A 24,184-nucleotide genomic window follows, 5' to 3' on the forward strand; every position below is an offset into this window, starting at 1 on the left:
CAAATGGCTGATTCAACTGTAAATCCGCTCCGACGTCGGATGCTGACTTACTATCGGCGCCGATTTTGATTTCTTTTGTCCAAGAATGGAACTTTTTTATTTTTCATGGTCGCGGTGTCTTCGGCACGATTTCTGACGTTATCAGTCTGGATCGGGCACAATGCCCGGAAACTTCGTCCCGCCGCTCTGGACTAACCCACATTAGTCGCGTTGGGCTATAACCTTTGACACACTTTATTTGTAGTAGGGAGCATCAACACATGCAACTCGGGATTATCGGACTGGGCCGCATGGGCGGCAATATTGCGCGGCGCTTGATGCTCAACGGGCACACCACCGTTGTTTACGACCGCAATACCGCTTTCGTCGAAAACCTGAGCGAAGACGGCGCCACCGGCGTTGCCGACCTGCCAGCCCTGGTTGCCGGCCTGGCCAAGCCACGGGCGGTCTGGGTCATGTTGCCGGCCGGCGCACCGACCGAAGACACCATCGACACCCTGAGCACATTGCTCGAAGCCGGCGACACCATCATCGACGGCGGCAACACTTTTTATAAGGACGACATCCGCCGGGCGAAAACCCTGGCGGAAAAAGGCCTGCACTACATCGACGTCGGCACCTCGGGCGGCGTCTGGGGCCTGGAACGTGGTTACTGCATGATGATCGGCGGCGATGCCGAGACCGTTAAACGTCTCGATCCGCTGTTCGAAAGCCTGGCCCCTGGCCTGGGCGACATTCCGCGGACCAAGGACCGCAAGTCCGATGACGATCGCGCCGAACGGGGTTATATCCACGCCGGTCCGGCCGGTTCCGGGCATTTCGTGAAGATGATCCACAACGGCATCGAATACGGCATGATGCAGGCCTTCGCCGAAGGCTTCGACATTCTCAAGACCAAAGCCAGCACCAACCTGCCGGAAGACCAGCGTTTCGACCTGAACGTCGCCGACATCGCCGAAGTCTGGCGTCGTGGCAGCGTGGTCTCGTCCTGGCTGCTCGACCTGACCGCCGACGCACTGGCCAGCGATCCGAAACTCGATGGGTATTCCGGTTCGGTGGCCGACAGCGGTGAAGGTCGCTGGACCATCGAAGCCGCCATGGAGCAATCGGTGCCTGTACCGGTGTTGTCGAACTCGCTGTTCTCCCGCTACCGTTCGCGCGGCCAAGGCACCTTTGGCGACAAGATTCTCTCGGCCCAGCGCTTCGGCTTCGGCGGCCACGTGGAGACTGCGAAGAAATGACCCGTCTGATCCGCAATAAATCCAAGGCAGAACCCGCACCACCGACCACGCTGTTCCTGTTCGGTGCCCATGGTGACCTGGTCAAGCGTCTGCTGATGCCGGCGCTGTACAACCTGAGTCGCGACGGTCTGCTTGGGGATGGACTGCGGATCATCGGCGTTGACCACAACGCCATCAGCGATGAAGACTTCGCGAAAAAACTCGAAGACTTCATTCGCGCCGAAGTGGCCTCCAAGGTCGGCAAAGGTGATCAAGCCCTTGATCCGGTGTTGTGGGCCAAATTGGCGAAAGGCATCAGCTACGTCCAGGGCGATTTTCTGGACGACAGCACTTATCAAGCGTTGGCGGCGAAAATTGCCGACAGCGGCACGGGCAACGCGGTGTTCTACCTGGCCACCGCGCCGCGTTTTTTCAGTGAAGTGGTGCGCCGTCTTGGCGCCGCCGGTTTGCTGCAAGAGACGCCTGAAGCCTTCAGAAGGGTGGTGATCGAAAAACCGTTCGGTTCCGATCTGCCGACCGCCGAAGCCTTGAACGCTTGCCTGCTCAAGGTCATGACGGAAAACCAGATCTACCGGATCGATCACTATCTGGGCAAGGAAACCGTGCAGAACATTCTGATCAGCCGGTTCTCCAACAGCCTGTTCGAAGCGTTCTGGAACAATCATTACATCGACCACGTGCAGATCACCGCCGCGGAGACCGTCGGCGTGGAAACCCGTGGCAGTTTTTATGAACACACCGGCGCCCTGCGGGACATGGTGCCCAATCACCTGTTCCAGTTGTTGGCGATGGTGGCCATGGAGCCGCCGGCAGCCTTTGGCGCCGATGCGGTTCGCGGCGAGAAAGCCAAGGTGGTCGGCGCGATTCGCCCCTGGTCGGTCGAGGAGGCTCGGGCCAACTCGGTCCGCGGCCAATACGCATCCGGTGAAATCGACGGCAAGCTGTTGCCGGGGTATCGCCAGGAAAACAACGTGGCGCAAGACAGCAACACCGAAACCTACGTGGCACTCAAGGTCATGATCGATAACTGGCGCTGGGTCGGCGTGCCGTTCTACCTGCGCACCGGCAAGCGCATGAGCGTACGCGACACCGAGATCGTCATCTGTTTCAAGCCGGCGCCTTACGCGCAGTTCCGCGATACCGAGGTCGATGAGTTGCAGCCGACCTATCTGCGGATCCAGATCCAGCCAAACGAAGGCATGTGGTTCGATCTGCTGGCGAAACGGCCAGGCCCAGCGCTGAAGATGGCCAATATCGAACTGGGGTTTGCCTACAAGGATTTCTTTGAAATGCAGCCGTCCACCGGCTATGAGACCCTGATCTACGACTGCCTGACGGGCGATCAGACGCTGTTCCAGCGCGCCGACAATATCGAGAATGGCTGGCGCGCCGTGCAGCCGTTCCTCGATGCCTGGCAGCAGGACGCGAGCGTGCAGAGTTACGCGGCTGGCGATGACGGGCCGCAGGCCGCAGAAGACCTGCTGACCCGCGACGGTCGCGTCTGGCACGGCCTCGGATGAGTGAGCCGACGCAACACCCCATCCGGTTTTTGCTCAGTGACATGGACGGCACGTTGCTGCTGCCCGACCACAGCCTCAGCCAGCGCACCCTCGAAGCGGTCAGTTCGTTGCGCGAGGCGGGCGTGCTGTTCAGCCTGGCCACCGGTCGTCCGCCCAAAGCCATGCTCCAGCAGATCGAAGCCCTGGGCGTCGACCTGCCGACGGCGGCGTTCAATGGCGGCACCCTGGTCCATCCCGACGGCAGTATCCTGGTCGCGCATTACTTGCCGGCCACGGCCGCGTTGACCACCTTGACGCTGTTTGCCGATCTGCCGGATATCGAAGTCTGGGTATTCAGCGGCGGCGACTGGCTGGCGAAAGATCCCTCCGGGCCCATGGTGCCGCGCGAGCAGCATGGCCTGGGATATCCGCCGGTGATGGTGGAGAGCTTCGAGCCGTATCTGAAGCAGATCGACAAGATCGTCGCCGCCAGTCACAACACCGAACTGTTGATCGAACTGGAAGCGCAATTGCTGCCCAAGGTCGAGGGGCAGGCTCAGGTTTCACGTTCACAACCGGTGTACCTGGATGTGACTGCAATGAAAGCGAACAAGGGCGAAGCGCTGGCGACACTGGCCGAATTCCTCGGTGTGCCCCTGGAGCAGACGGCAGCTTTGGGCGATGGCGGCAACGATCCGGCGATGTTTCATCGCGCCGGGTTGTCGATCGCCATGGGGCAGGCGGAAGAGGCGGTGCAGCGCCAGGCGCACGTGGTGACCGGGACCAACACCGAAGAGGGCGCCGCCCAGGCGATCGAGCGCTACATACTCCCTCGCTAACGACACAAAACCCTGTGGGAGCGGGCTTGCTCGCGAAGGCGGCGTGTCATTCACAAGTGTTATGTCTGAAAAGCCGCCTTCGCGAGCAAGCCCGCTCCCACATTTAATCGGTGTCTACAGCCAGTAACTCACCGCATACCAGCCAAGTACCCCCATCACCACCGTATACGGCAACGCCATCCACACCATCCGCCCATACGACAGGCGAATCAGCGGTGCAATCGCCGACGTCAGCAGAAACAGAAACGCCGCCTGGCCATTAGGCGTGGCAACGCTCGGCAGGTTGGTGCCCGTGTTGATCGCAATCGCCAATGTCTCGAAATGTTCGCGGCTCATGTGGCCGGAGAGGAAAGCCTGTTTCACTTCGGTGATGTAAATGGTCGCGACGAACACGTTGTCGCTGATGGCCGACAGCAAGCCGTTGGCAATGAACAGCATGCCCTGCAATCAGGATCAACGCCGCCAGGCCCTGCACTATCAGGGCGGCACGTTGGCGTGCGGTGCGTGCGGCGTTGTCTTCGGCGGCGTAGTTGGCCAGCACCGAACGCACGTTGCCCGGCAGCAGCGTGCCATAACCGAACCAGCGCAATTTCTCCAGCAATACGCAGGTCACCAGGCCCGCCACCAGTACCGGCAAGGACACCGGAGCGATTTTCAGGAAAAACGCGGCGAAGTGCCACCCCATCTCATGGCCGATCAGCAGGTTCTGCGGCTCGCCGACCAAGGTGCAGACGCCACCCAGCGCGGTACCCACGGTGGGCGTCGAGAAACGCCGACAGGAAGCAGAACATCAGCGCCAGCATGGACTTGGAGCGGCCCCCGAGCAGCAGTCGCGAGAACAGGAACAACAACAGGTCTTTCATGAAGTAGATGCCGGCCACCATGAACATCAGCAGCGGGATCACCGGAAAGTTGTGCACCAGTTCGTCATAGAGTGCCTGGGGCGTGGTCATCTTCAACAGCAGGGCTTCGCCCAGCAGCAGGCCGCCGGGCATCAACGGATAACACTTGAGTGCCATGGCCAGGGTGACGATGAATTCCAGCACCAGCAGCCAGCCCGCTACCACCGGGCCGACCGTCCACAACACCAGGGCGTTGAGGATCAGGAAGCCGAGAATGCTGCCTTGTACCAGCGGGGTGAATGCCCGAGAAAGTTGTGCGCGAACGCCTGGGCCATTGAGCCGGACATTGGCTACTCCTTATAAAAAGAAGCGCGCAAGGTGCCGTAAGTCCAAGGCAAGATCAAGTGTAGGAAAAATCCTTTGGGTTAACCCAGGTAGCGTGCGACGACCGCCCGACAGTTGCCATCCAGTGAAGAGCCCGCCACGACGATGCTTGCGTTCGCTTGCACGGCCAATGAAGTGGCAATATCCAGGCTCCGACCCTGGCGGGTGCGAACCCAGCCAGTACCATTGCCGAAGCGATAATCGAGCTGTCCGTCGGGCATGTAGCGGGCCAGGATGAAGTCGCCCTCGACGCCGCCGAGGGTTGCGCCTGCCGTCAGCACGCATCCGTCCGGCAATGCCAGGGCGGCGTTCCACTGGCAGCCACTGTGGCCGATTTCCAGCAATTGCGGATGGCCGTCGTTGCAATGGCTGTCCGGACGGCCGTTGCTGTGTACTTTCAGTGAAAGGCAGTGCATCGGGTCGCGGCTGCTGCCAAAACACTGCAAGTCGCCATCGTCGTGCTGGATGATCTGGCTGAGCTGAACGCTGCGCTCCTGTGCCTTGAAACTCATGAAGCCGTCCACGGCGAAACTGTCGTCGAGCCGGCCATCGGTGTGATAACGGGCCAACAGGCCTTCCTGGGGGAAGTTGATCGAGCCGCCCACCAGGATCCGGGCGTCTCGTTGGACCATCAGGCTGCTGATCCAGGTGTTCATCAGCAAATGCCTGACCATCACGAAGCCACGACCATTGAATGTGCTGTCGAGTGAACCGTCGGCATCGAGTCGTATCAGCATGCCGACATGGTCGGCCAGTTCAAAGTGATGATTGGCCAGCAGCAGGATGCGACCATCCTCCTGCACACACACATCACAGGCTTCGGTGCCTGGCATGCCTGGGGGCAGCCAGCCGTCGCGCGCACCCATGGAAAGATTGCCCGGCAGGCGCACCACGCAGCGACCATTGTCGCCAAAGCCTTGAGCCGGACGGCCTTGCTGATCAAACAGGGCAAGGGCAGGCAGTGTCTGGTGCGCATTCTCGTAATGCAGCCCGGCCAGTAGAATGCGCCCATCCGCCAGGACATGGACTTTTCCACCCATCGCCTCGAAGCCGTGTTCGAACTGCCCGATGACGCTGCCTTGATGGCCGAATACCAGATCGGCCGAGCCATCTTCCAGCAGGCGAGCCAGGCCGAAGCGGCTACCGCCCGGCGTTCCGACCTTCGCCGCGACCAGCAGCCTGCCCTGTGAATCGATCGCCACCCCGTTGGCCATGCTTGAGGTGCTGCCGGCGAAATACACTTGGGTCGTGCCGTTTCCGGCAAAGGATAAATCGAGTGCTCCAGCGTCGTTCAGTGTGGGCGTCGAGCTAAAAGCGGTCTGGCTTGCCATGCACGCAGCTCCTTGCAAGTCGTCCTGATCCAGAAGTTGGGTGGCGACTTTCATTAGGGAAATCATTCAATCCCTGAATGCGCGGATGCACAACAGTGAGAACTAACAGGCGGAGGGTCGTTTTGTGCCAGAACAGTGTCTTTTCGAACCACTGGCAAGCCTGGCAATCAAACAGGTTCGCCCGGGTTCGAAATAAACTATCGTCAAGTGCAGATGGCCCTGCAACGCCAGCTGCCCGTGATAGAGGAGGGTGCGGGTTACACGAAGTAACCCGCCATCAATGCTTAGTGCGGCATCGACCAGGATTGCAGGGTGTAGCCTCCCTCGCTCAACTCGGCACGTGCCTGATTTAGCAGGCTTTCAAGTTGTGCGGGATCGGTATAGGCGCTGCTTGGAATCTGCTGGCGACCGATGCGGGTGTTGGTACGGTCGATGACACTCAGGCTGAGTTCGCCATTACCGTCCTGTGGGGCCCAGGCCACGCATTGAAAGGGTTTGAATGCGCGGTCGGCGATCAAAAGAGCTTCGTTGATACGGAGCGGGGCGTTCATGGGATCGTCTCTCTGTATGCCCAATCAAGTGAAGTGCCGCCGGTTGGGCTTACCGTTCGGCTCGTTACTTGTACTGATGCCCGCAACCCGGGGTTGGGTCACATTCAAGTCAACGTTATTTCAACTTTCTTTCATTGGTCAAGGTGTGGAGGCATTTTGAAAGCTGCATGAAAGGTTTGAGTCGTTAGGCAACTAACAAAGCCGCTTCTTATAACTATTCACTTAACGGCCTTATAGTCAAACGATACAAGGGACCGTCAAAATCTTGCTAATGTTACAGTCAAGATCGCCAAATGACTGTTTTTAATAATATTTCATATATTTGGCGCCAAGGAACAGTCATGAGCGAAGCGCCTGCCTTACGACGTCTATTAGTAGTGGACCCCTGCGATGACTGCCATCGGCTCTTGCCGGGTTTACGCTCTGTGGGATGGGATGTAGACAGCTGTACCCTGGAACACGCCGCTGACAAAACCTGCGATGTCGGCCTGCTGCGATTACAACCTTTTCACCTCGAACGACCGGACGCGGTCAAGGAACTGATCAGCCGCAGCGGCACCGAGTGGATCGCCGTACTCAACCAGGAAGTCCTGCGCCTGCAGAATGTCGGGGACTTCGTTTGCGAATGGTTTTTCGATTTCCATACCTTGCCGTTCGATGTGTCCCGGGTTCAAGTCACGCTGGGCCGGGCGTTCGGCATGGCGCGCCTGCGCGGTCAGGGCACGGTTCATATCGATCAGCCTGAGCATGAACTGCTTGGTGACAGCAAGCCGATTCGTGAACTGCGCAAGCTGCTGAGCAAACTGGCACCCACCGAGTCGCCGGTTTTGATTCGCGGTGAAAGCGGGACCGGTAAAGAGCTGGTCGCGCGCACGCTGCACCGACAGTCCCAGCGCCACAGCAAACCCTTTGTCGCGATCAATTGCGGCGCGATTCCCGAACACTTGATCCAGTCCGAACTGTTTGGCCACGAGAAGGGTGCCTTTACGGGCGCCCATCAACGCAAGGTCGGGCGGATCGAAGCCGCCCACGGCGGGACGCTGTTTCTCGACGAAATCGGTGACCTGCCCCTGGAACTGCAAGCCAACCTGTTGCGCTTCCTCCAGGAAAAACATATCGAGCGTGTCGGCGGCAGTCAGCCGATTCCAGTGGATGTGCGGGTATTGGCGGCGACCCACGTCGACCTTGAGGCCGCCATCGAGAAAAAACGCTTCCGCGAAGATTTGTACTACAGGCTGAACGTCCTGCAAGTTGTCACCGCACCCTTGCGCGAGCGTCACGGCGATCTGTCGATGCTGGCCAATCATTTTTCCCATTTCTACAGTCATGAAACCGGTCGCCGCCCTCGCAGTTTCAGCGAAGACGCGCTGGTTGCCATGGGCAAGCATGACTGGCCGGGCAATGTCCGTGAGTTGGCCAACCGGGTTCGCCGCGGGCTGGTGCTGGCGGAAGGACGGCAGATCGAGGCGCGGGACCTGGGGCTGATCAGCCAGCATGCGATCGCCGCACCGATGGGCACCCTCGAAGACTACAAGACCCGCGCCGAGCGCCAGGCGTTGTGCGACGTATTGAATCGTCACAGTGACAATCTCAGCGTCGCTGCCCGGGTATTGGGCGTGTCGCGGCCGACCTTTTACCGATTGCTGCACAAGCACCAGATTCGCTAGACGCAGGATCAAACGATCAAGCGATCTTTTGATCTGCCACAAAAAGCCCCGCTGCGATTGAAGTCGCAACGGGGCTTTTCGGTTGTGGGTCAGAAGTAATACGGGAATTTCAGGCTGAAGGTAAAGTCCGGGGCATCGTCCGTCATGCCGATGGACAGGTTGGGGACGATGGTCAGGTTGTCGGTAGCCGCAATGGTCATGCCGACGTTGAAGTAGCCGGCGTTGGCATCGCTGGAAACAACCGATTGCCAATCCCCGCCATCTTCCCTGATCTTGCTTTTCCGCTGCACCAGGTCAGACACCGAGAACGACATACTCATCTTTTCGTTCAACGCAAACGCAATACCGGCGCCGATCTGGAAGCTGTCGCCGATACGCACCTTGCCCGGGGTTTTCTGGTTGACGGTGGAACTGATGTCGTCAAAGGAGTCCTCGAAGTTGTGGGTATAGGAGAGGCTACCGAACAACACGGCCGGGTCGAAGGTCTTGACCAGCGAGATGCCAGGGGTGATCGACCAGACGCCGTTGCCGGTCGGCAGGGACTCAGGCACGAACAGGTTGGTGTTGGCATTATCCTGAACCAGCTTGATCCCGAACGGTTCCTTGCCGGTCGGTGACTTGACGCGCAAGGTGAGCACCGCATCCGGGGTGTTGACCGACTCGTCGAGGAACTTGTAGGCAATGCCGAAGTTGACGTCGCCAATGGTTGGATCGCGTTTGACACTGCTTTCGGTGGTGACCCCTGCGGACCCCTCGTTACCGCCGCCGGACTGATAGGTCGATTCGCGGTAGATCACCGGCACGTTCAGGTCGAACTGCCAGCGGTTGTCGAAGTTGTAGCGGCCGGTGAGGTCAAGCGTCCAGGTGTCGGCCTTGATCCGGTCCAGGTTGATGTTGCCCAGAAAGATCGAGTCCAGCGCGAGGAAGCCATTGAGGATCAGTTGGCGCGTATCGTAGCGGGAATAGGTCAGCCCGGTTTCAAGGCTGAACTTGCCGCCGCCGAAGAACCCGCTGGCCTCGTCATACAGGTTGGAAACACTTTGTGCCGGCTGAGAATCATCGGACAGCGATTGTCCGTAGGAACTGCCGCCGCCCCCGGCCGCGCCCCCTGACGCCGCCGCAGCACCGGTGCCGGTGGCGACTTGTGAATTGTTTTTGAGGTCGGCTGGCGACTTGGCCAGACGTTTGGGTTGTGGTGTTGCCGGTTGGTCTTCGACCTGACGGACCCGTTGCTCGAGGATCGCCAGTGCTTTTTGTTGTACTTCGTATCGTTGCTTCAGCTCCAGAAGCTCCTGTTTCAGAATCTCCACATCCGAGGCGGGTGCTGCTTGCAAGATCGCCGCGGGGAATAAAGTGCTCAAACATACAACTGCGCGCAGTGATACTGATCGATACATGAATAAGCCGTCCCTTAATGCCCAATGATCGAGACTCAGCGTAGTTCAATATCCCAGACTGCGTAGTGCGTTCAGTTGAGACAGGTTGCAGTCCAGTGCACCTGCGCTCGGGCCATTATTGTTCAGCACTACATTAAGCTGAGTCATGTTGTTGACCACGTTGCTGCTGCCCAGTAACCGCGTGTTCTGCAACAGGCCACCCTGGGCAACTTGCTGCAGGGACGTGCCCTGGTTGTTGTTGGCCTGAATGGCCATCTGGATGCCGCCGCCAGTGGCGGAAACAGCCACAGTGCCGGCCGCACTGCTACCGGTAATGGTTTGCCCGCTCATCAACACCTGGCCCAGGCTCGGGTTGTTGGCCGGGGCATGACTGGCCTCTTTAACGTCGATCGCGACATTGTTGTAGGCCGTGTTGCCATCGCCGGCGGCACGCACGCTTTGGGTGATCCCTTGTGCGGTGTTCAAGCCAGCGCCGCCAATGACGCTGCCTGTGCCTTGGCCGGGCGTACTGCCGTCACCGGACTGGCTAAAGGTTGAAACGTAGAATTCGGGTTTCAGGGTACCTGCCTGGATCTGCATTGAAGTGGCAGCCCCGATCAAATCACCACTGGCATTACGCCAGGTACTGCTCATGACCACACCGAAACTGATGATCCGTCCCGGCATGACGTAACGGCCACGCAGCTCGCCGAGCTCATGGTCGTTGATTTCGATAGGTTTGAATCCGTTGGCATAGCCTGAAGCACTCGCTGCCAGACAGGCGGCGGCCAGCCAGTATGAGGTTTTCATCTGCTGCTCCCGGAGCATCCCGCCCCAAAATCATCTTTGGGCGATTAAAAGAAGTCGCTCTGTATGAAACCAAAATCCATCAACTCGGCATCTTTGACCGGGTTGAAGTTATCCAGCTTGTTTTTGGCCGTCAGGGGTTCCGGTGGACTGCGTAGCACATTGGTCTTGTCATAACCGGGACCTACGATAGCGAAGACAATGCCGTTCCAGCCTTTGACAAAGTCATCATGGGAGTAGCGTTTGTGACCGAGGACCGGGTCGCCGATATAGACCCATTCCTTGTCTGCCCGCTGCATCACCACGAAGTGCTTGTAGCCGCGAATTTCCATCAGTACCACCACCGGAATCGTCACTGCATCCAGCTTTTCAGTGGGGATCTTGTAGCCACGGGCGCGCATGCCGATGCTTTCTATGTAGCGCTTCATGTCCAGCATGGAAAAACCTTGGGTACGAACAAGGTCCTGGTCAGCATTGACCAGCATGCCTTTGATGATGTGCTCTTCATCGACGTCGAGCCAATAAGCCTGGCGCAGGACCGTCGCCAGTGCGGCGGCGCCGCAGCTGAAATCGGTTTTCTGTTCGACGATGTCGCTGAACTTGCGCTCACGCAAACTCTGTACCTCCTTGTAGACCAGCATACCGCCAGGCAGGGCGGCCACGGGCATCTGTGCGGCCTGAGTCAGGCCAGACAGGCAGAGCAGGGCGAAAAGGGCAGTCTTACGCATGATCGATACGCCTTTGCGGACTGTGGAAAAAAGCCCCGTTGCCGGGGCTTTTATTTCGATCGCGATTACATGCAGACGTTGCAGCCTGCAGCGATGGACAGCGAGTTGCTTTGTTGGTTGCCTACACCCGATGCTACGTTGGCGCCGCCGTTGCCGGAGAAGCCGTTCATCGAGCCCGACATGACGGCGGTGTTGGTCACAGGGGTTTTCCAGCCATCTGCGGTCAGTTTTTGCTCAGTGGTTACGCCAGCCAGGCCGAATACGCCGACAGCGACGAAATCAGACTTGGTGACATCGTCATGGCCGCCACGGCCACCTTTGTTGCCATAACCATGGCCGCTGCCGTGATGGTCATCCTCTTTGGACACGGCTTTGCCAGCAGCCACAAACGCACCCGCAGCGGTAAAGGTGCCTGTGAGCGTGTCTGTCTTGTACACCTGGGTGCCATAGTTATTGACAGCCAGCCCGGTGGAGCTTTGGTTGGCCGCAGCAGCTGCGGTTGCTACACGGCCGCCCGATACAGCGATGGCCAGGTTGTTTTTCTGTTGGTTGAAGCTGCCGGAAGCCACGTTTATGCCGATGTTGCCGGAACCGTTGTTGCCTGCGTTGTTGAGGGTCGACGTATTGCCACTGGAGTAGTTGTTAGCAGAGTTGCCAGTGTTGTATTGAGTCGCGGCTGAAACGGCGGTTGCGGAGCCGAAGATGAAGGTTTCGTCGGACGTGGCCAGTGCAGCGGCGTTGTCTTGCTGGTTACCGTCACCGGCTGCAACGTTGGCGCCCATGTTGCCGTTGGAACCATTGAGCGAGTTATCGCCTTTAGCGTCGTTTTTGGTGCCTTGGTTCAGCCCTTTGTTGCCGGAGCTGTTCTGCACGTCCAGCACGGCTGCCTGGGCGCCGGAGCTGAGTGACAGCAGTGTGTCAAAGCTTGGGCCGCGATCATGCCCGTTGTTGCCGTGACCATTGCCGTGGCCATTGCCATGACCGCGATCATCATCACGACCGCCTGCTTGTGCCGCGATTGCCATCACTGCTGCCAGAGCGAAAACCAGTGGTTTGAGAGCCATTGTAGGTTTCATGGTGTTTCTCCGTGCTTATTAGTTGGTTAAGTATTGGTACTTTCCAATCGCACTACGTTTGGGTCAGTCAGCGACCCGGATGCTCAGGGTGTTAGCCATTCGGTTCCCCACCCCGGCACTCTGGTTCACCTGGATTACCCCTCGACTGCCGGTGAAGGCCTGGTCGCTGATCACGACCTGGCGACTGCCGATTGAGGTGCCAGTTGCTCCTGAGCTTGGTTGCAACGCCACGTTCTGTTGAGAAAGGGCGCTATCGTCGACGCTCTGCGGCGCAGCACTGATGCTGATGCGCATGGCGTTGGCCATCTGGTTGTTGGCCCCGGCGCCCTGGTTGACGCCCAGTACACCGTTGCCATTACTGAAAGAGGTGCCGCCGATGGTGGCCGTCGCGTTCATCGACGGATTGGCGGAGGTGTTGATTTTCTGGTTGATGCGGGTGGTCGCGGCAGCTTCGGTGCCAATGGCGATCGCCCGGACGTTGGTCTGTTGCTGTTGGTCACCGGCGGCCTGGTTGACGTTGAGGTTGCCTGTGTACTGGCTGCCGGAGTCCTGGATTCTGGCGCTGTTCACCGTGCTTACGCTGGAGTCGGCCATGGCGCTGGTGCAGCCGAGCAGGGCGAGGACTATCAATGAGCGAGTCATGTCATTGGCCTCCAGCCAGTCTGCCCAGTGGGGCGAGGCCGGTACTCAAGGCACGGTTGATGGTTCCCGAGATCGCCCCGCCACTGCCGCCACCGTGGCCCGCGGTCATGCCAGGCATGCCGTTGGGGTTGGTGATCACGTTGAGGCCTTGCATGCCTGAGCCGTTTTGGGGAATGTTGTTGCTGATGGAGGAGCCGCTGGCGACGTTGGCAAAGTCGCCATCGCTGAGCTCGGCATTGCTGAGGCTTTGGGTGACTCGTTCAGAAGGGTTGACGTTGACAGTCGTCGGATTGGGATCCTTGCCTCCGTTGCGGCCGATGTGCACCGGCTGAACGTCACGTTTAAGCACGATGACCCCATTGCCTTCAGCTTGAACATTGAAACTGAGTATCGAGGTGGCGAATCCGACCAGCAGGAGGTGGGTTATTCCGTTGTTGAAAGTTCCCATGGCAACTATTCCTTCTTCTGCGAGCTGGACCTTGTCAGCGTTATGAAGGAGATAGCGAAAGCTGTGCCGCTTTCTGATAGTCGTGGGAATTCAATAGCTTGCGAATTATGCCAAGAGGGGGCGTGTTGGGCTCTGTTTCAGATTTGAGACAGTGCTAAACACCTGTATCAGGCAAAAGCAGTTGCGATGCTCTAGATCAAGGGTTGACGGCGATGTGTTTCATTTTCCTTACAGCCGGGGTGTAAAGATTATGAAGCCGTTCAAATAGCCAGTTTGAGCTCGGAGGGGTGTTTCAAAAATGGACACTTCCCCCCCAAAACAGGGGAAAACCGCGTCCGGATTGGCAAAATAGTCAGGAATCGAGCAGGAGCTCAACGGCCTTCAGGGCCTGGCTGCGACGCGCGGCCCAATCGCCCTGCAGCACCTGAACCGGTTGTCGATGGTGCTCCAGCCAGGCAAGGGTCTGCTCGAAGAAGTCCCGGCGTTGTCCCAGTTCGGGTTGGCAACGCTGCCCGTCATCCGTCCAGGCGACATCGTCGGGGGACAATAGCAGGTGCAAATCATATTGCCTGGTCAACAGCGCCTGTTCGATCCAGACCGGGCACTCGCCAAACAGGGTCCGGCTCCAGAGGATGTTGCTCAGCAAGTGAGTGTCGAGCAGCAGCAACCGAGGCTGTCGGGCGCGGGCCCCGTCCTCCCATTGCAGTTGTCCGCGGGCAATGGGCGTAATGTCGGCCAGGCAGGTATCCCGTGGGTTCTGCTCGATGAACCAGCGGACATATTCGTCCACCAGAACGCCGCCGAAATGCGCTTGCAGTTCGGCCGCGAGCCAACTCTTGCCACTGGATTCGGGACCGGTGAGCACCAGGACTTTCATGTGCGCAATACCGGGTCGGCGCGCCATTCCCGCCAGCCTTGCACGGCTATCAGGGCAAACAGCGCGTAGAGGCCGGCGGTCAGGTACATCCCCTTGTAGACAAACAGCCCGACGAAAATCACGTCCAGGGTGATCCACAGTGGCCAGCATTGCACGCGTTTCTGCGCCATCCAGACTTGCGCCACCAGGCTGAAACCGGTCAGCGCCGCATCGAGCCAGGGTTGGGCGGCATCGGTCCAGTGCGCCATTGCCGCGCCTAGCAGCAGACTGCCGATCGCGCCGACGGCAAGACTGAGCGTTATCGATTGACCATCGAGCCGGCTGACCTGCCGCCCCTGACGGGTGTCGCCCGCACGCGTCCACTGCCACCAGCCATACAGCTGCAAGGCGGCATAGATCACCTGCAGCAGCATGTCCGAATACAGTTTCACTTCAAAAAAGATCCAGCTGTAGAGCAGTACCATGACCAGGCCGATCGGCCAGCACCAGGGGTTCTGTTTGACCGTCAACCAGACGGCAATGACACCGAGGGTGGCGGCAAACAGTTCAAGCCCGGACATGGAGGTTCCTTGGGGGAAGTCGAAGAGGGAGGCGATTGTAACGGGTAGGCGCGGTTGGCGGGGTGGTTTGATCGTGTACATATCCGTTCACGGATAAGTACTCCGCGGCAGCGTTTATCAGACTTGTCTGATAGGATTTCGGCCCCGCGCGGAAAAACCTGAGTCCAAGTTGATTTTTCACGGAATTTTTACGGTTTTGTGGGGGAATTGCGCGCGCGGGACTTCATCTGCACTGATCACAGTGGCGTTCTGAAAATATTAACGGGGCATGCCGTGGCGCATCGCTTCTTGGGGGATTGATGGATCTTTGGACCGCCTTTCAGGCATTGATACTTGGCGTTGTTGAGGGATTGACGGAGTTTTTGCCCATTTCCAGTACCGGGCACCAGATCATCGTGGCCGACCTGCTCGACTTCGGGGGGGAGCGGGCCATGGCCTTCAACATCATCATCCAGCTCGGGGCGATCCTGGCGGTGGTGTGGGAGTTTCGCCGCAAGATTTTCGATGTGGTCGTCGGCCTGCCGACCCAGCCGGGCGCTCGACGCTTTACCGCGAACCTGCTGATCGCCTTTATGCCGGCCGTGGTATTGGGGGTGATTTTCGCCGACCTGATTCACCATTACCTGTTCAACCCGATCACCGTGGCCACGGCGCTGGTGGTCGGCGGTGTCGTCATGTTGTGGGCTGAACGGCGTCAGCATGAAGTGCATGCCCACACCGTTGACGAGATCACCTGGAAAGACGCGCTGAAGATCGGCTTTGCCCAGTGTCTGGCAATGATTCCGGGCACCTCGCGCTCCGGTTCGACGATCATTGGCGGTTTGCTGTTCGGCTTGTCGCGCAAGACCGCCACCGAGTTCTCGTTCTTCCTGGCGATGCCGACCATGGTCGGCGCGGCGGTGTACTCGGGCTACAAATACCGCGACCTGTTCGTGCCGGCGGATTTTCCGGTGTTCGCCATCGGCTTCGTCACTGCGTTCATCTTCGCGATGATTGCCGTGCGCGGCCTGCTCGTGTTCATCGGCAGTCACAGCTACGCGGCGTTCGCCTGGTATCGCATCGTGTTCGGCCTGATCATCCTTGCCACCTGGCAGTTCGGTTGGGTTGACTGGACCGCCGTCCAGCCATGACCGACTCCAGCGCGCGCAATAACCCCGGACGCCGGTCCGGGGGCGAGATTCGCCATCCCGGGCTGAAACTGCTGGTGTTGGCGATCCTGTGCGCGCTGCCGCTGTCGGGTTCGATGACGATGTGGCTGGGGGGCATTTCACGGGTGCCCCTGGCGGCTTATGGCATCGTCAGCGTGCTGGCGTTCCTGCTGTACTGGAGCGACAAGCGCAAGGCTCGGCTCGATCGCTGGCGCATACCGGAGAACGTGTTGCATGCGGTGGAACTCGCCGGCGGCTGGCCTGGCGCGTTGCTGGCCCAGCAGGTGTTTCGGCACAAGACGCGCAAGCTTTCGTTTCAGGTGCTGTTCTGGGTGATCGTGTTGCTGCACCAGGTGTTCTGGATCGATCAATTGTTCCTTGGCGCCCATCTTTTCGCGCTGGTTTAAATTCGCGCAGCTTTAAAGCAACAGGCCGACCTGGGTGCGCTTGGGCAATTTGCGCACCACCAGTTGATGGGAACGTCGCAACAAGTCTTGCAGCTCTTCGGCACCAAGCGGGTAGGGCGTTGCCATGATGATCCACTGCGCCCGCGCCAGATAAGGTGCCGGGTGAATGCCCGGACGGTCGCAATGACCGAGAAACAGATCCTTGTCGACCTTGAACGCCAGGGATGCGCCCCGCAGGTTCTGCAAGGCGAACATCTTGTTTCCGGCAATCGAAAACACCCGCACGCCACCCCACTTGTAGTCTTCCCGCGCGCCGGGCAGCGCCAGGCAGAACTGCGCGACATCCTCTTCGCTCATGCGTGCGGCCTTCATAGCAATCGTTCCCCGCAGGCGTTGAAAGATTCGATCAAATGGTCGATCCAGGCGCGCACCGCCGGCATCACCCCGCGCCGATGAGGGTAGACCGCTTGCAGCCAGCCGCCTGGCAATGACCAGTCAGGCAGCAACTGCACCAGCGAGCCGTCTGCCAGCGCTTGCTCGCAATACATCATCGGCAACAGGGTAAACCCCTGGCCCGCCAGGGTGCAGGCCTTGCGCACGATGAAGTCATCGATACCCAATCGCGCTTCGAGGGTCAAGTCAACGCTGTTGCCCTGTTGATCGAGCATGCGGATGTGCACCATGCGATCGGCTTCCAGCGCGCCGAGCACCGGCAGTTTTTTCAGGTCTTCGGGGTGGTTGATCTCATGTCCATGCAGGAAGGCGGGGCTGGCGACCATCGCCATTTGCGCCTGGCGCAGGCGTCGGGTGACCAGCAACGGGTCTTCGTCGCCCAACTCGCGCACGCGCAGGGCGACGTCGACGCCCTCGGTTACCAGGTCGACCCGTCGATTGAGCAACATGACCTCCAGTTGAACCAGTGGATACTTCGCCAGGAAATCACTGATCACGGTCGGCAGAATCTCGTGGGCCAACCCCACCGGACAAGACACCCGCAAACGTCCGCGGGGCTCGCTGGACATGCTGGCCACTGCCTCATCGGCCATCTCGGCTTCCAGCAGCATCGCCTGACAGTGCCGCAGGTAACGCTCGCCCACGGCCGTCAGCTTGAGTTGGCGGGTGGTGCGTTGCAGCAGGCGAGCGCCGAGGCGTTCTTCCAGCTCGGCGATCCGACGCGACAGGCGCGACTTGGGTATCCCGAGCAAACGCCCGGCTGCCGCGAAACCACCGGCTTCGACCACCTTGGCGAAATAGTAGAGATCATTGAGGTCTTGCATATGGGTCACTCGATTGTTCTATCAGTGGGACGAACTATCGTATTGTTGCCATCTAATCAGCTATTGGTTTCGCCTGTAGGATTGTTTCCATCAGATCGCCATGAGCGGTCCTCACTTGGAGATCCCCACATGAAATTGCTGCATATCGATTCGAGCATTCTTGGCGACAACTCGGCTTCCCGTCAGTTGAGCAGCGAAGTCGTCAAGGCCTGGCAAACCGCCGAGCCGAGCGCCGTGGTGACTTACCGTGACCTGGCTGCCGACGCCATCAGCCATTTCTCCGCCGCCACCCTGGTGGCTGCCGGCACCACGGCAGAACTGCGCAATGCCGCGCAACAGCACGAAGCCGATCTGAGCGCCCAGGCGCTGGCTGAATTCCTCGCCGCCGATGCGGTGGTGATTGCCGCCCCGATGTACAACTTCACCATTCCGACTCAACTCAAGGCCTGGATCGACCGCATCGCCGTTGCCGGTCAGACCTTCCGCTACACCGAAGCCGGCCCTGAAGGCCTTTGCGGTAACAAGAAAGTGGTGATTGTCTCGACATCTGGCGGCCTGCACGTGGGTCAGGTCACTGGCGTTGCCCATGAAGAATATTTGAAAGTCATGTTCGGCTTCCTCGGTATCACCGATATCGAGTTCGTCCGCGCCCATGGCCTGGCTTACGGTGATGAAGTGCGGACCAAGGCCATGAACGATGCCCAGACGCACATCAGCGAGCAATTGTTCGTCGCCGCGTAAGGCTTGCGTAAAGACGTCAAACAGCTCGGGCAACAACCAAAAAACTCTGTATTCTGATCACGCAAGTGCCAGAAGCGGAGTTTTTTGTTTCTGGTTGTTGCTGGTTCTGGCCCGGGTTATGCACTCAAGGGTTATCGTCTCCGGTCAAGTAACAAGGTGGGGCATCCCATGGTGCGTCTTTGTGCAAGCTTGCTGATATGTCTGCTCGGCAGCCTGAATTCAGTGCACGCCGCACCTGCGCCACATACGCACTGGAGCGTCGGCTTCCATGAGATGAGCTTCCTCGATCCGCTGGACCTGCAGCCGATGCGTGCCATCGCCTTCTATCCTTCCAGCGACAAGGAACACACCAGCATACTCGAGGGCTATACCGTCGAAGCCGGCGAAGATACCCGCGTCGCCATCGGTCGTTTCCCGATGCTGATGCTGTCCCATGGCAACACCGGAACCCCGCTGGCCCTGCACGATCTCGCCACCTCGCTGGCGCGCAAGGGGTTCGTCGTGGTGGCGGTGATCCATCCCGGCGACAACTCCAGGGACCACAGCCGCCTGGGTACCTTGAGCAATCTGTATGGCCGGCCGATCCAGATTTCCCAAGCCATCACCGCGACCCTGGGCGATCGCATGCTTGCGCCCTTCGTCAATGCCAACCAGGTCGGCGTGATCGGCTATTCGGCGGGAGGGGAAACCGCATTGATCCTCTCGGGTGCGACGCCGGACCTGGACCGTCTGCGCCGCTATTGCCAGGAGCGGCCGGATGATCGCGATGCCTGCAACACCCAAGGCGAATTGATCGTTGATCGCGATGACCTGCAACCGGTGGCTGACCCACGGGTTCATGCCTTGCTGCTGATGGCGCCGCTGAGCCTGAAGTTCGGGCGCCATACCCTGGCCGACGTGCACGTGCCGGTGCTGCTTTACAGCGGCGACGGCGACAAACTGGTGGCATTCGACAAGAACGCTGCAGCGTTGGCGCGCAAACTGCCGATCGCGCCGGACTTCAAGTTGCTGGCCGGCGCCGGGCACTTCGTGTTCATGGCGCCCTGCAACGAAGAGCAGATTATCGCGATGCCGGCGTTGTGCACCGATGCCGACGGGGTCGATCGCAAAGACATCCACCGCACCATGATTTCCGAAGCGGGGCGGTTCTTTTCCCGTGCGCTGGGCAAGCCGGACAGGGCCGGCATGCAAACCGCCGATCAATAAGGTTCACGCCACCCCCTGCAGGAGCTGGCTTGCCAGCGAATGGTCTTGAGTCTGCAGTGAGCCAATGGACGCCTTCGCTGGCAAGCCAGCGCCTACAGGAGACGTGGCAATCAGGCCATTGCGCGGCGTTTGAGTAACAGGGTCAAACCAAGTGCGCTCACCGACAGCAACGCCGCACTAAAGAATATCCACGAGTACCCCAGGTTCAAGGCGATGGCGCCCATCAACGGCCCGGCAATCGCCAGCGCCAGATCGAAAAACACCGCATAGGCACTCAAGCCCGCGCCGCGACTGGAATTGGGTACCTGCTTGATCGCCTCCACACCCAATGCCGGGTAGACCAGCGACAAGCCGAAGCCGGTCAGACCTGCGCCGATCAACGCATAAGTGGTCGAGGGCGCGAGCCACAGCAGCCCCAGGCCCAAGGTTTCAACACACATGCAGGCAATGGCCGAGGTGAATCCGCCGAAGCGGCTGATGCTGGAAATGAACAACAGCCGCGCCAGAATGAAACAGATGCCGAACACCGTCAGGCAGTAGGCCGCGCCAGCCCAGCCGCGGCTGACGTAATACAAAGTGATAAAAGTAGTCAGGGTGCCGTATCCGATGGAGGCCAGGCTCAGGCTCGCGCCAAACGGCGCAATGCGCCCGAACACCGCCCAGAATGGCAGGCGCTCGCCACGAATCACCGGCACCGAGGGTTTGTTGCGGATCAGCAGCAGTGCGGCCAGTGCCAGCAGTGACAGGACAATCCCCAGGCTTTCAAAGCCGTACTCGGCGACCATCACCACCCCAAGTGGCGCGCCAATGGCGATGGCGCCGTAGGACGCAATCCCGTTCCAGGAAATCGAGCGCGCGGTATGTTCGGCACCGACCTGGCCCATGCACCAACTGATGGTGCCGACGCCAATCAAGCCTTGGGCGATCCCCAACAGCAGGCGGCCGGCGATCAGGATCAACAGACTCAACAACGGAAAGCTTTGCAGCAACGTCGACAACAGCGTCAGCACTCCGCTCAAGACGATCCCCGACAAGCCGTACACAATCGCCCGTTTGGTGCCAACACTGTCCGACATGCGCCCGGCCATGGGGCGGCTGAGCAGAGTGGCCAGGTACTGGCAGCCGATGGTCAGCCCCGCGATGATCGCGCTGAAACCCAGCTGTTCGTGGACGTACCCCGGTATCACCGCAATCGGCAGGCCGATGCACAGGAAGGCAATGAAGGTATAGAAGACGATGGAGACGATCTGCAGGGTGATCGCCGTGGAGCTTTGCGGGGGCACTTGCTGCACAGACATGACGGCTCGTTCGCGGGCGGCGGTAGGAGAACTGCATCATCGCTTGGATATAAAATAAAAGGAAGCAGGCTAACTATATCCGTGAGATCGAGGGCCTCTTCGCGAGCAAGCCCGCTCACACATTGGATCGCGGTCACCTGTAGGAGCGAGCTTGCTCGCGATGATTTGCGCACCACAGAAATTCTTGAACATTGAAATGCAAAAAGCCCTGTCACAAGGACAGGGCTTTTACTTGCATCTTGCAGCTTGAAACCAATAGCTGCTCTTTAGAACACAACACCCTGACTACGCAGGTAGTCATCATAGGTACCGCTGAAGTCGATCACGCCGCTGGCGCTCAACTCGATGATGCGAGTAGCCAAGGACGATACGAACTCACGGTCGTGGCTGACGAAGATCAGCGTGCCCGGGTAGTTCTCCAGCGCCAGGTTCAGCGCCTCGATCGATTCCATGTCCAAGTGGTTGGTCGGTTCGTCCATGATCAGCACGTTCGGCTTTTGCAGGATCAGCTTGCCGAACAGCATGCGACCCTGCTCACCACCGGAGATGACCTTGACCGACTTGAGGATCTCGTCGTTGGAGAACAGCATCCGGCCGAGGGTGCCGCGAACGATTTGCTCGCCGCCCTGGGTCCATTGGCCCATCCAGTCGAACAGGTTGCAGTCGTCTTCGAAGTCGTGCGCGTGGTCCTGGGCGTAGTAGCCCAGTTCCGCGGCGTCGGTCCACTTCACGGTACCGGCATCCGGGGTCAGTTCATTGACCAGGGTGCGCAGCAGGGTGGTTTTACCGATACCGTTCGGGCCGATGATCGCCACGCGCTCTCCGGCTTCAACCACGAAGCTGAAATCCTTGAACAGCGGCTTGCCGTCGAAGCCTTTGGCCATGCGCTCGACGATGACCGCCTGACGGTGCAGCTTCTTGGTTTGTTCGAAACGGATGAATGGGCTGACACGGCTCGAAGGCTTGACCTCGGCCAGTTGGATCTTGTCGATCGCCTTGGCGCGGGAGGTCGCTTGCTTGGCTTTCGAGGCGTTGGCCGAGAAGCGGCTGACGAACGATTGCAGCTCGGAAATCTGTGCTTTCTTCTTGGCGTTGTCCGACAGCAGTTGCTCGCGGGACTGGGTCGCCACGGTCATGTACTCGTCGTAGTTGCCCGGGAACAGGCGCAGCTCGCCGTAATCCAGGTCAGCCATGTGCGTGCACACGCTGTTCAGGAAGTGACGGTCGTGAGAGATGATGATCATCAGGCTGGAGCGCTGGGTCAGGATATTTTCCAGCCAGCGGATGGTGTTGATGTCCAGGTGGTTGGTCGGTTCGTCGAGCAACAGCACTTCCGGATCGGAGAACAGCGCCTGAGCCAGCAATACGCGCAGTTTCCAGCCCGGGGACACTTCGCTCATCGGGCCGAAGTGCTGCTCGATGCCGATACCCAGGCCCAGCAACAGTTCGCCGGCACGGGATTCGGCGGTGTAGCCGTCCATTTCAGCGAACTCGGTTTCCAGCTCGGCCACGGCCATGCCGTCTTCTTCGGTCATTTCCGGCAGCGAGTAGATGCGGTCGCGCTCGGCCTTGACCTTCCACAGCTCTTCGTGACCCATGATCACGGTATCGATCACGGTGAATTCTTCGTAGGCGAACTGGTCCTGGCGCAATTTACCCAGACGCACGTTCGGCTCCAGCATGACCTGGCCGCCCGATGGCTCGAGGTCGCCACCGAGGATTTTCATGAAGGTCGATTTGCCGCAACCGTTCGCGCCGATCAGGCCATAACGGTTGCCCGCGCCGAATTTCACCGAAACGTTTTCAAATAGCGGCTTGGCGCCGAACTGCATCGTGATGTTAGCTGTAGAGATCAAAGGTTTTTCCTGCGAAGCTTAAAAAGTAGCAAGGGTTGCGGCAGTACCGATTCAGTACCCGTTTCCGGTCTCCGAACCACGGTAAATTCATCCCGGTCAGAAGCGGAAGGTCCATCTGGCAATAAGTGGACAGCAGCATAAGGAGCGCTTGGCCCGAGTCGAAGTGCGCTGAGGCGGGGTTCATTCCCGTCATCAGCCAAGGGGGGCGCATAATGTTTGGCGGCGATTGTACTGGTCTGGCTCTTTAAACGATAGGGCGTTGAGGCCGTACGGCTCCTTTGACACCATCAGCGGTCAGATTTTAAGCGCTGAATGCTAACAGCAGGTTACAAACGCTGGCTAAAATGCCACCTTTGATCCTGAGGCCGACAGTCGACATGCGCTCAGGGACGCGCCACCGGCACCTCCGTTTCGATATCAGACGCTGCACAAGGCCCTCCAGGGGACGCAGTTTGTTCACTTCTGACGTGTGACGATTTTCGTGAAGCTCATCATTGCTGTTATTTATGTTGTATCGATCGCGTACGTTCATCTGCGCGGACGCGTGCGCCACAAATTGGGCCGCCAGCTGAGTGATCACTCGACATTTCTGGCACCGGTCAATTGCTTCCTTTACCTGTTCTCGAAAATCCCCAACAGGCCTTATCTCGACACTGCCGATTTTCCTGACTTGAGTCCGTTGCAGACCCATTGGCAAGACATTCGCGCCGAAGGCCAGAGCCTGCTCGAGAACGGTGAGATCAAACGCTCGAACCAGTATGACGATGTCGGATTCAACTCGTTCTTCAAGACGGGCTGGAAGCGCTTTTACCTGAAGTGGTACGGCGATAGCCACCCATCAGCCATGAAACTCTGCCCGCGCACCACTGAACTGGTGCAGAGTATCGGCTCGATCAAGGCCGCGATGTTTGCCGAGCTGCCACCGGGATCCAGACTGGTCCGTCACCGCGATCCGTATGCCGGATCCTATAGGTATCACCTGGGCCTGGACACGCCGAACGATGCCGGGTGCTACATCAACGTCGATGGCGAGAACTACCACTGGCGCGACGGTGAAGCGGTGATGTTCGACGAGACCTTTATTCATTACGCCGAAAACACCACCCAGCAAAATCGCATCATTCTGTTCTGCGACATTGAGCGGCCGATGAAGTATCGCTGGGCGGCAGCGTTCAATGGCTGGTTCAGCCGCCATGTGATGGCGGCAGCGGGGGCGCCGAACGCTGTGGGCGACAAGACCGGTGCTATCAACCGTCTGTTCGGCAAAATCTACAAGTTTCGCCTGAGGGGAAAGGCGCTCAAGAAGCGCAATCGCAAGCTTTATTATCTGGAGAAATGGGCGATTCTGGGTGGGTTGCTGGCAGTTTTTGTACTGATCTGATT

23 protein-coding genes and 1 pseudogene are annotated in these 24,184 nt (G+C 59.1%); 9 read left to right on the top strand and 15 right to left on the bottom strand.

The genetic code is table 11. From position 1 onward, the window contains the following. Positions 1-260: 260 nt before the first annotated feature. The 3 genes from gnd to ELQ88_RS15935 are packed head-to-tail and all read left to right on the top strand — an operon-like array spanning position 261 to position 3,579. On the top strand, positions 261-1,241 hold the full coding sequence (gnd, locus tag ELQ88_RS15925; protein ID WP_128869787.1) for a phosphogluconate dehydrogenase (NAD(+)-dependent, decarboxylating): 981 nt from the start codon (positions 261-263) through the stop codon (positions 1,239-1,241). Then, positions 1,238-2,761, top strand: a complete 1,524-nt coding sequence (gene zwf / locus ELQ88_RS15930; protein WP_138966212.1) for a glucose-6-phosphate dehydrogenase — start codon at positions 1,238-1,240, stop codon at positions 2,759-2,761. Before gnd ends, zwf begins: the two co-directional genes overlap by 4 nt. Further along, entirely contained in the window at positions 2,758-3,579 is an 822-nt protein-coding gene (locus ELQ88_RS15935; protein ID WP_138966214.1) for an HAD family hydrolase, read from the top strand. Before zwf ends, ELQ88_RS15935 begins: the two co-directional genes overlap by 4 nt. Positions 3,580-3,693: 114 nt before the next feature. Here ELQ88_RS15935 and ELQ88_RS15940 read toward each other — a convergent pair. The 3 genes and pseudogenes from ELQ88_RS15940 to ELQ88_RS15950 form a co-directional block, all read right to left on the bottom strand. Next, positions 3,694-4,768: pseudogene (locus ELQ88_RS15940) on the bottom strand (hypothetical protein). Positions 4,769-4,846: 78 nt separating this feature from the next. Continuing rightward, positions 4,847-6,136 carry a hypothetical protein gene (locus tag ELQ88_RS15945; protein ID WP_138966216.1) on the bottom strand — a complete coding sequence of 430 codons (1,290 nt, stop codon included), beginning with the start codon at positions 6,134-6,136 and terminating at the stop codon, positions 4,847-4,849. A 284-nt stretch (positions 6,137-6,420) separates the two neighbouring features. Next, a complete protein-coding gene (locus ELQ88_RS15950; RefSeq protein WP_128873511.1) occupies positions 6,421-6,687 on the bottom strand; it encodes a hypothetical protein in 267 nt (88 codons plus the stop codon). Between the two features lie 341 nt (positions 6,688-7,028). Between ELQ88_RS15950 and ELQ88_RS15955 the strand changes: the two genes are divergently transcribed. Beyond that, on the top strand, positions 7,029-8,354 hold the full coding sequence (locus tag ELQ88_RS15955) for a sigma-54 dependent transcriptional regulator (RefSeq protein WP_128873510.1): 1,326 nt from the start codon (positions 7,029-7,031) through the stop codon (positions 8,352-8,354). An 89-nt stretch (positions 8,355-8,443) separates the two neighbouring features. On the opposite strand, the gene ELQ88_RS15960 is transcribed toward ELQ88_RS15955, so the two are convergent. The 8 genes from ELQ88_RS15960 to pnuC form a co-directional block, all read right to left on the bottom strand. Continuing rightward, entirely contained in the window at positions 8,444-9,751 is a 1,308-nt protein-coding gene (locus tag ELQ88_RS15960) for an autotransporter domain-containing protein (RefSeq protein ID WP_138966218.1), read from the bottom strand. A gap of 45 nt (positions 9,752-9,796) precedes the next feature. Next, on the bottom strand, positions 9,797-10,540 hold the full coding sequence (locus tag ELQ88_RS15965; protein WP_138966220.1) for a hypothetical protein: 744 nt from the start codon (positions 10,538-10,540) through the stop codon (positions 9,797-9,799). 44 nt (positions 10,541-10,584) lie between these two features. Next, a complete protein-coding gene (locus ELQ88_RS15970) occupies positions 10,585-11,265 on the bottom strand; it encodes a C39 family peptidase (protein WP_138966222.1) in 681 nt (226 codons plus the stop codon). A gap of 65 nt (positions 11,266-11,330) precedes the next feature. Continuing rightward, positions 11,331-12,341: a heme utilization protein gene (locus ELQ88_RS15975; RefSeq protein WP_138966224.1), complete on the bottom strand. Its 1,011-nt coding sequence runs from the start codon at positions 12,339-12,341 to the stop codon at positions 11,331-11,333. Positions 12,342-12,404: 63 nt separating this feature from the next. Next, positions 12,405-12,983: an adhesin gene (locus ELQ88_RS15980; protein WP_128873505.1), complete on the bottom strand. Its 579-nt coding sequence runs from the start codon at positions 12,981-12,983 to the stop codon at positions 12,405-12,407. A gap of 1 nt (position 12,984) precedes the next feature. Then, the gene (locus ELQ88_RS15985) at positions 12,985-13,431 is read right to left on the bottom strand and encodes a hypothetical protein (protein WP_128873504.1); all 447 of its coding nucleotides are present in this window, start codon (positions 13,429-13,431) and stop codon (positions 12,985-12,987) included. 352 nt (positions 13,432-13,783) lie between these two features. Next, positions 13,784-14,308 (bottom strand): AAA family ATPase, encoded by a 525-nt coding sequence (locus ELQ88_RS15990; RefSeq protein ID WP_138969529.1) that lies wholly within the window; start codon positions 14,306-14,308, stop codon positions 13,784-13,786. Then, positions 14,305-14,868, bottom strand: coding sequence for a nicotinamide riboside transporter PnuC (pnuC, locus tag ELQ88_RS15995; RefSeq protein WP_128873503.1), 564 nt, complete (start codon positions 14,866-14,868; stop codon positions 14,305-14,307). Before pnuC ends, ELQ88_RS15990 begins: the two co-directional genes overlap by 4 nt. Positions 14,869-15,167: 299 nt before the next feature. Here pnuC and ELQ88_RS16000 point away from each other — a divergent pair, with 299 nt between their 5' ends. Next, positions 15,168-15,998 carry an undecaprenyl-diphosphate phosphatase gene (locus tag ELQ88_RS16000; protein ID WP_128873502.1) on the top strand — a complete coding sequence of 277 codons (831 nt, stop codon included), beginning with the start codon at positions 15,168-15,170 and terminating at the stop codon, positions 15,996-15,998. Next, the gene (locus tag ELQ88_RS16005) at positions 15,995-16,423 is read left to right on the top strand and encodes a DUF1294 domain-containing protein (protein ID WP_138966226.1); all 429 of its coding nucleotides are present in this window, start codon (positions 15,995-15,997) and stop codon (positions 16,421-16,423) included. Before ELQ88_RS16000 ends, ELQ88_RS16005 begins: the two co-directional genes overlap by 4 nt. Before the next feature lie 12 nt (positions 16,424-16,435). Here ELQ88_RS16005 and ELQ88_RS16010 read toward each other — a convergent pair whose 3' ends face one another. Both ELQ88_RS16010 and ELQ88_RS16015 read right to left on the bottom strand, forming a co-directional pair. Beyond that, positions 16,436-16,795, bottom strand: coding sequence for an MmcQ/YjbR family DNA-binding protein (locus ELQ88_RS16010; protein ID WP_128873500.1), 360 nt, complete (start codon positions 16,793-16,795; stop codon positions 16,436-16,438). Next, complete coding sequence (locus ELQ88_RS16015; RefSeq protein WP_138969530.1) at positions 16,792-17,700, bottom strand: LysR substrate-binding domain-containing protein; 909 nt, start codon at positions 17,698-17,700, stop codon at positions 16,792-16,794. The genes ELQ88_RS16010 and ELQ88_RS16015 overlap by 4 nt, the downstream gene beginning before the upstream one ends. Positions 17,701-17,829: 129 nt before the next feature. Between ELQ88_RS16015 and ELQ88_RS16020 the strand changes: the two genes are divergently transcribed. Together ELQ88_RS16020 and ELQ88_RS16025 are read left to right on the top strand one after the other, a co-directional pair. Beyond that, the gene (locus tag ELQ88_RS16020; RefSeq protein WP_138966228.1) at positions 17,830-18,441 is read left to right on the top strand and encodes an FMN-dependent NADH-azoreductase; all 612 of its coding nucleotides are present in this window, start codon (positions 17,830-17,832) and stop codon (positions 18,439-18,441) included. Between the two features lie 168 nt (positions 18,442-18,609). Continuing rightward, complete coding sequence (locus ELQ88_RS16025; RefSeq protein WP_138966229.1) at positions 18,610-19,647, top strand: dienelactone hydrolase; 1,038 nt, start codon at positions 18,610-18,612, stop codon at positions 19,645-19,647. A 110-nt stretch (positions 19,648-19,757) separates the two neighbouring features. Here the strand turns inward: ELQ88_RS16025 and ELQ88_RS16030 are convergent, their stop codons facing one another. Together ELQ88_RS16030 and ELQ88_RS16035 are read right to left on the bottom strand one after the other, a co-directional pair. Beyond that, positions 19,758-20,945 (bottom strand): MFS transporter, encoded by a 1,188-nt coding sequence (locus ELQ88_RS16030; protein ID WP_138966231.1) that lies wholly within the window; start codon positions 20,943-20,945, stop codon positions 19,758-19,760. A 266-nt stretch (positions 20,946-21,211) separates the two neighbouring features. Further along, complete coding sequence (locus tag ELQ88_RS16035; RefSeq protein ID WP_128873497.1) at positions 21,212-22,801, bottom strand: ABC-F family ATPase; 1,590 nt, start codon at positions 22,799-22,801, stop codon at positions 21,212-21,214. Between the two features lie 481 nt (positions 22,802-23,282). Between ELQ88_RS16035 and lpxO the strand changes: the two genes are divergently transcribed. Next, positions 23,283-24,182, top strand: a complete 900-nt coding sequence (gene lpxO / locus ELQ88_RS16040; RefSeq protein ID WP_138966233.1) for a lipid A hydroxylase LpxO — start codon at positions 23,283-23,285, stop codon at positions 24,180-24,182. The last annotated feature ends 2 nt before the right edge of the window (positions 24,183-24,184 follow it).

Source organism: Pseudomonas sp. MPC6 (assembly GCF_006094435.1).
Classification (GTDB): domain Bacteria; phylum Pseudomonadota; class Gammaproteobacteria; order Pseudomonadales; family Pseudomonadaceae; genus Aquipseudomonas.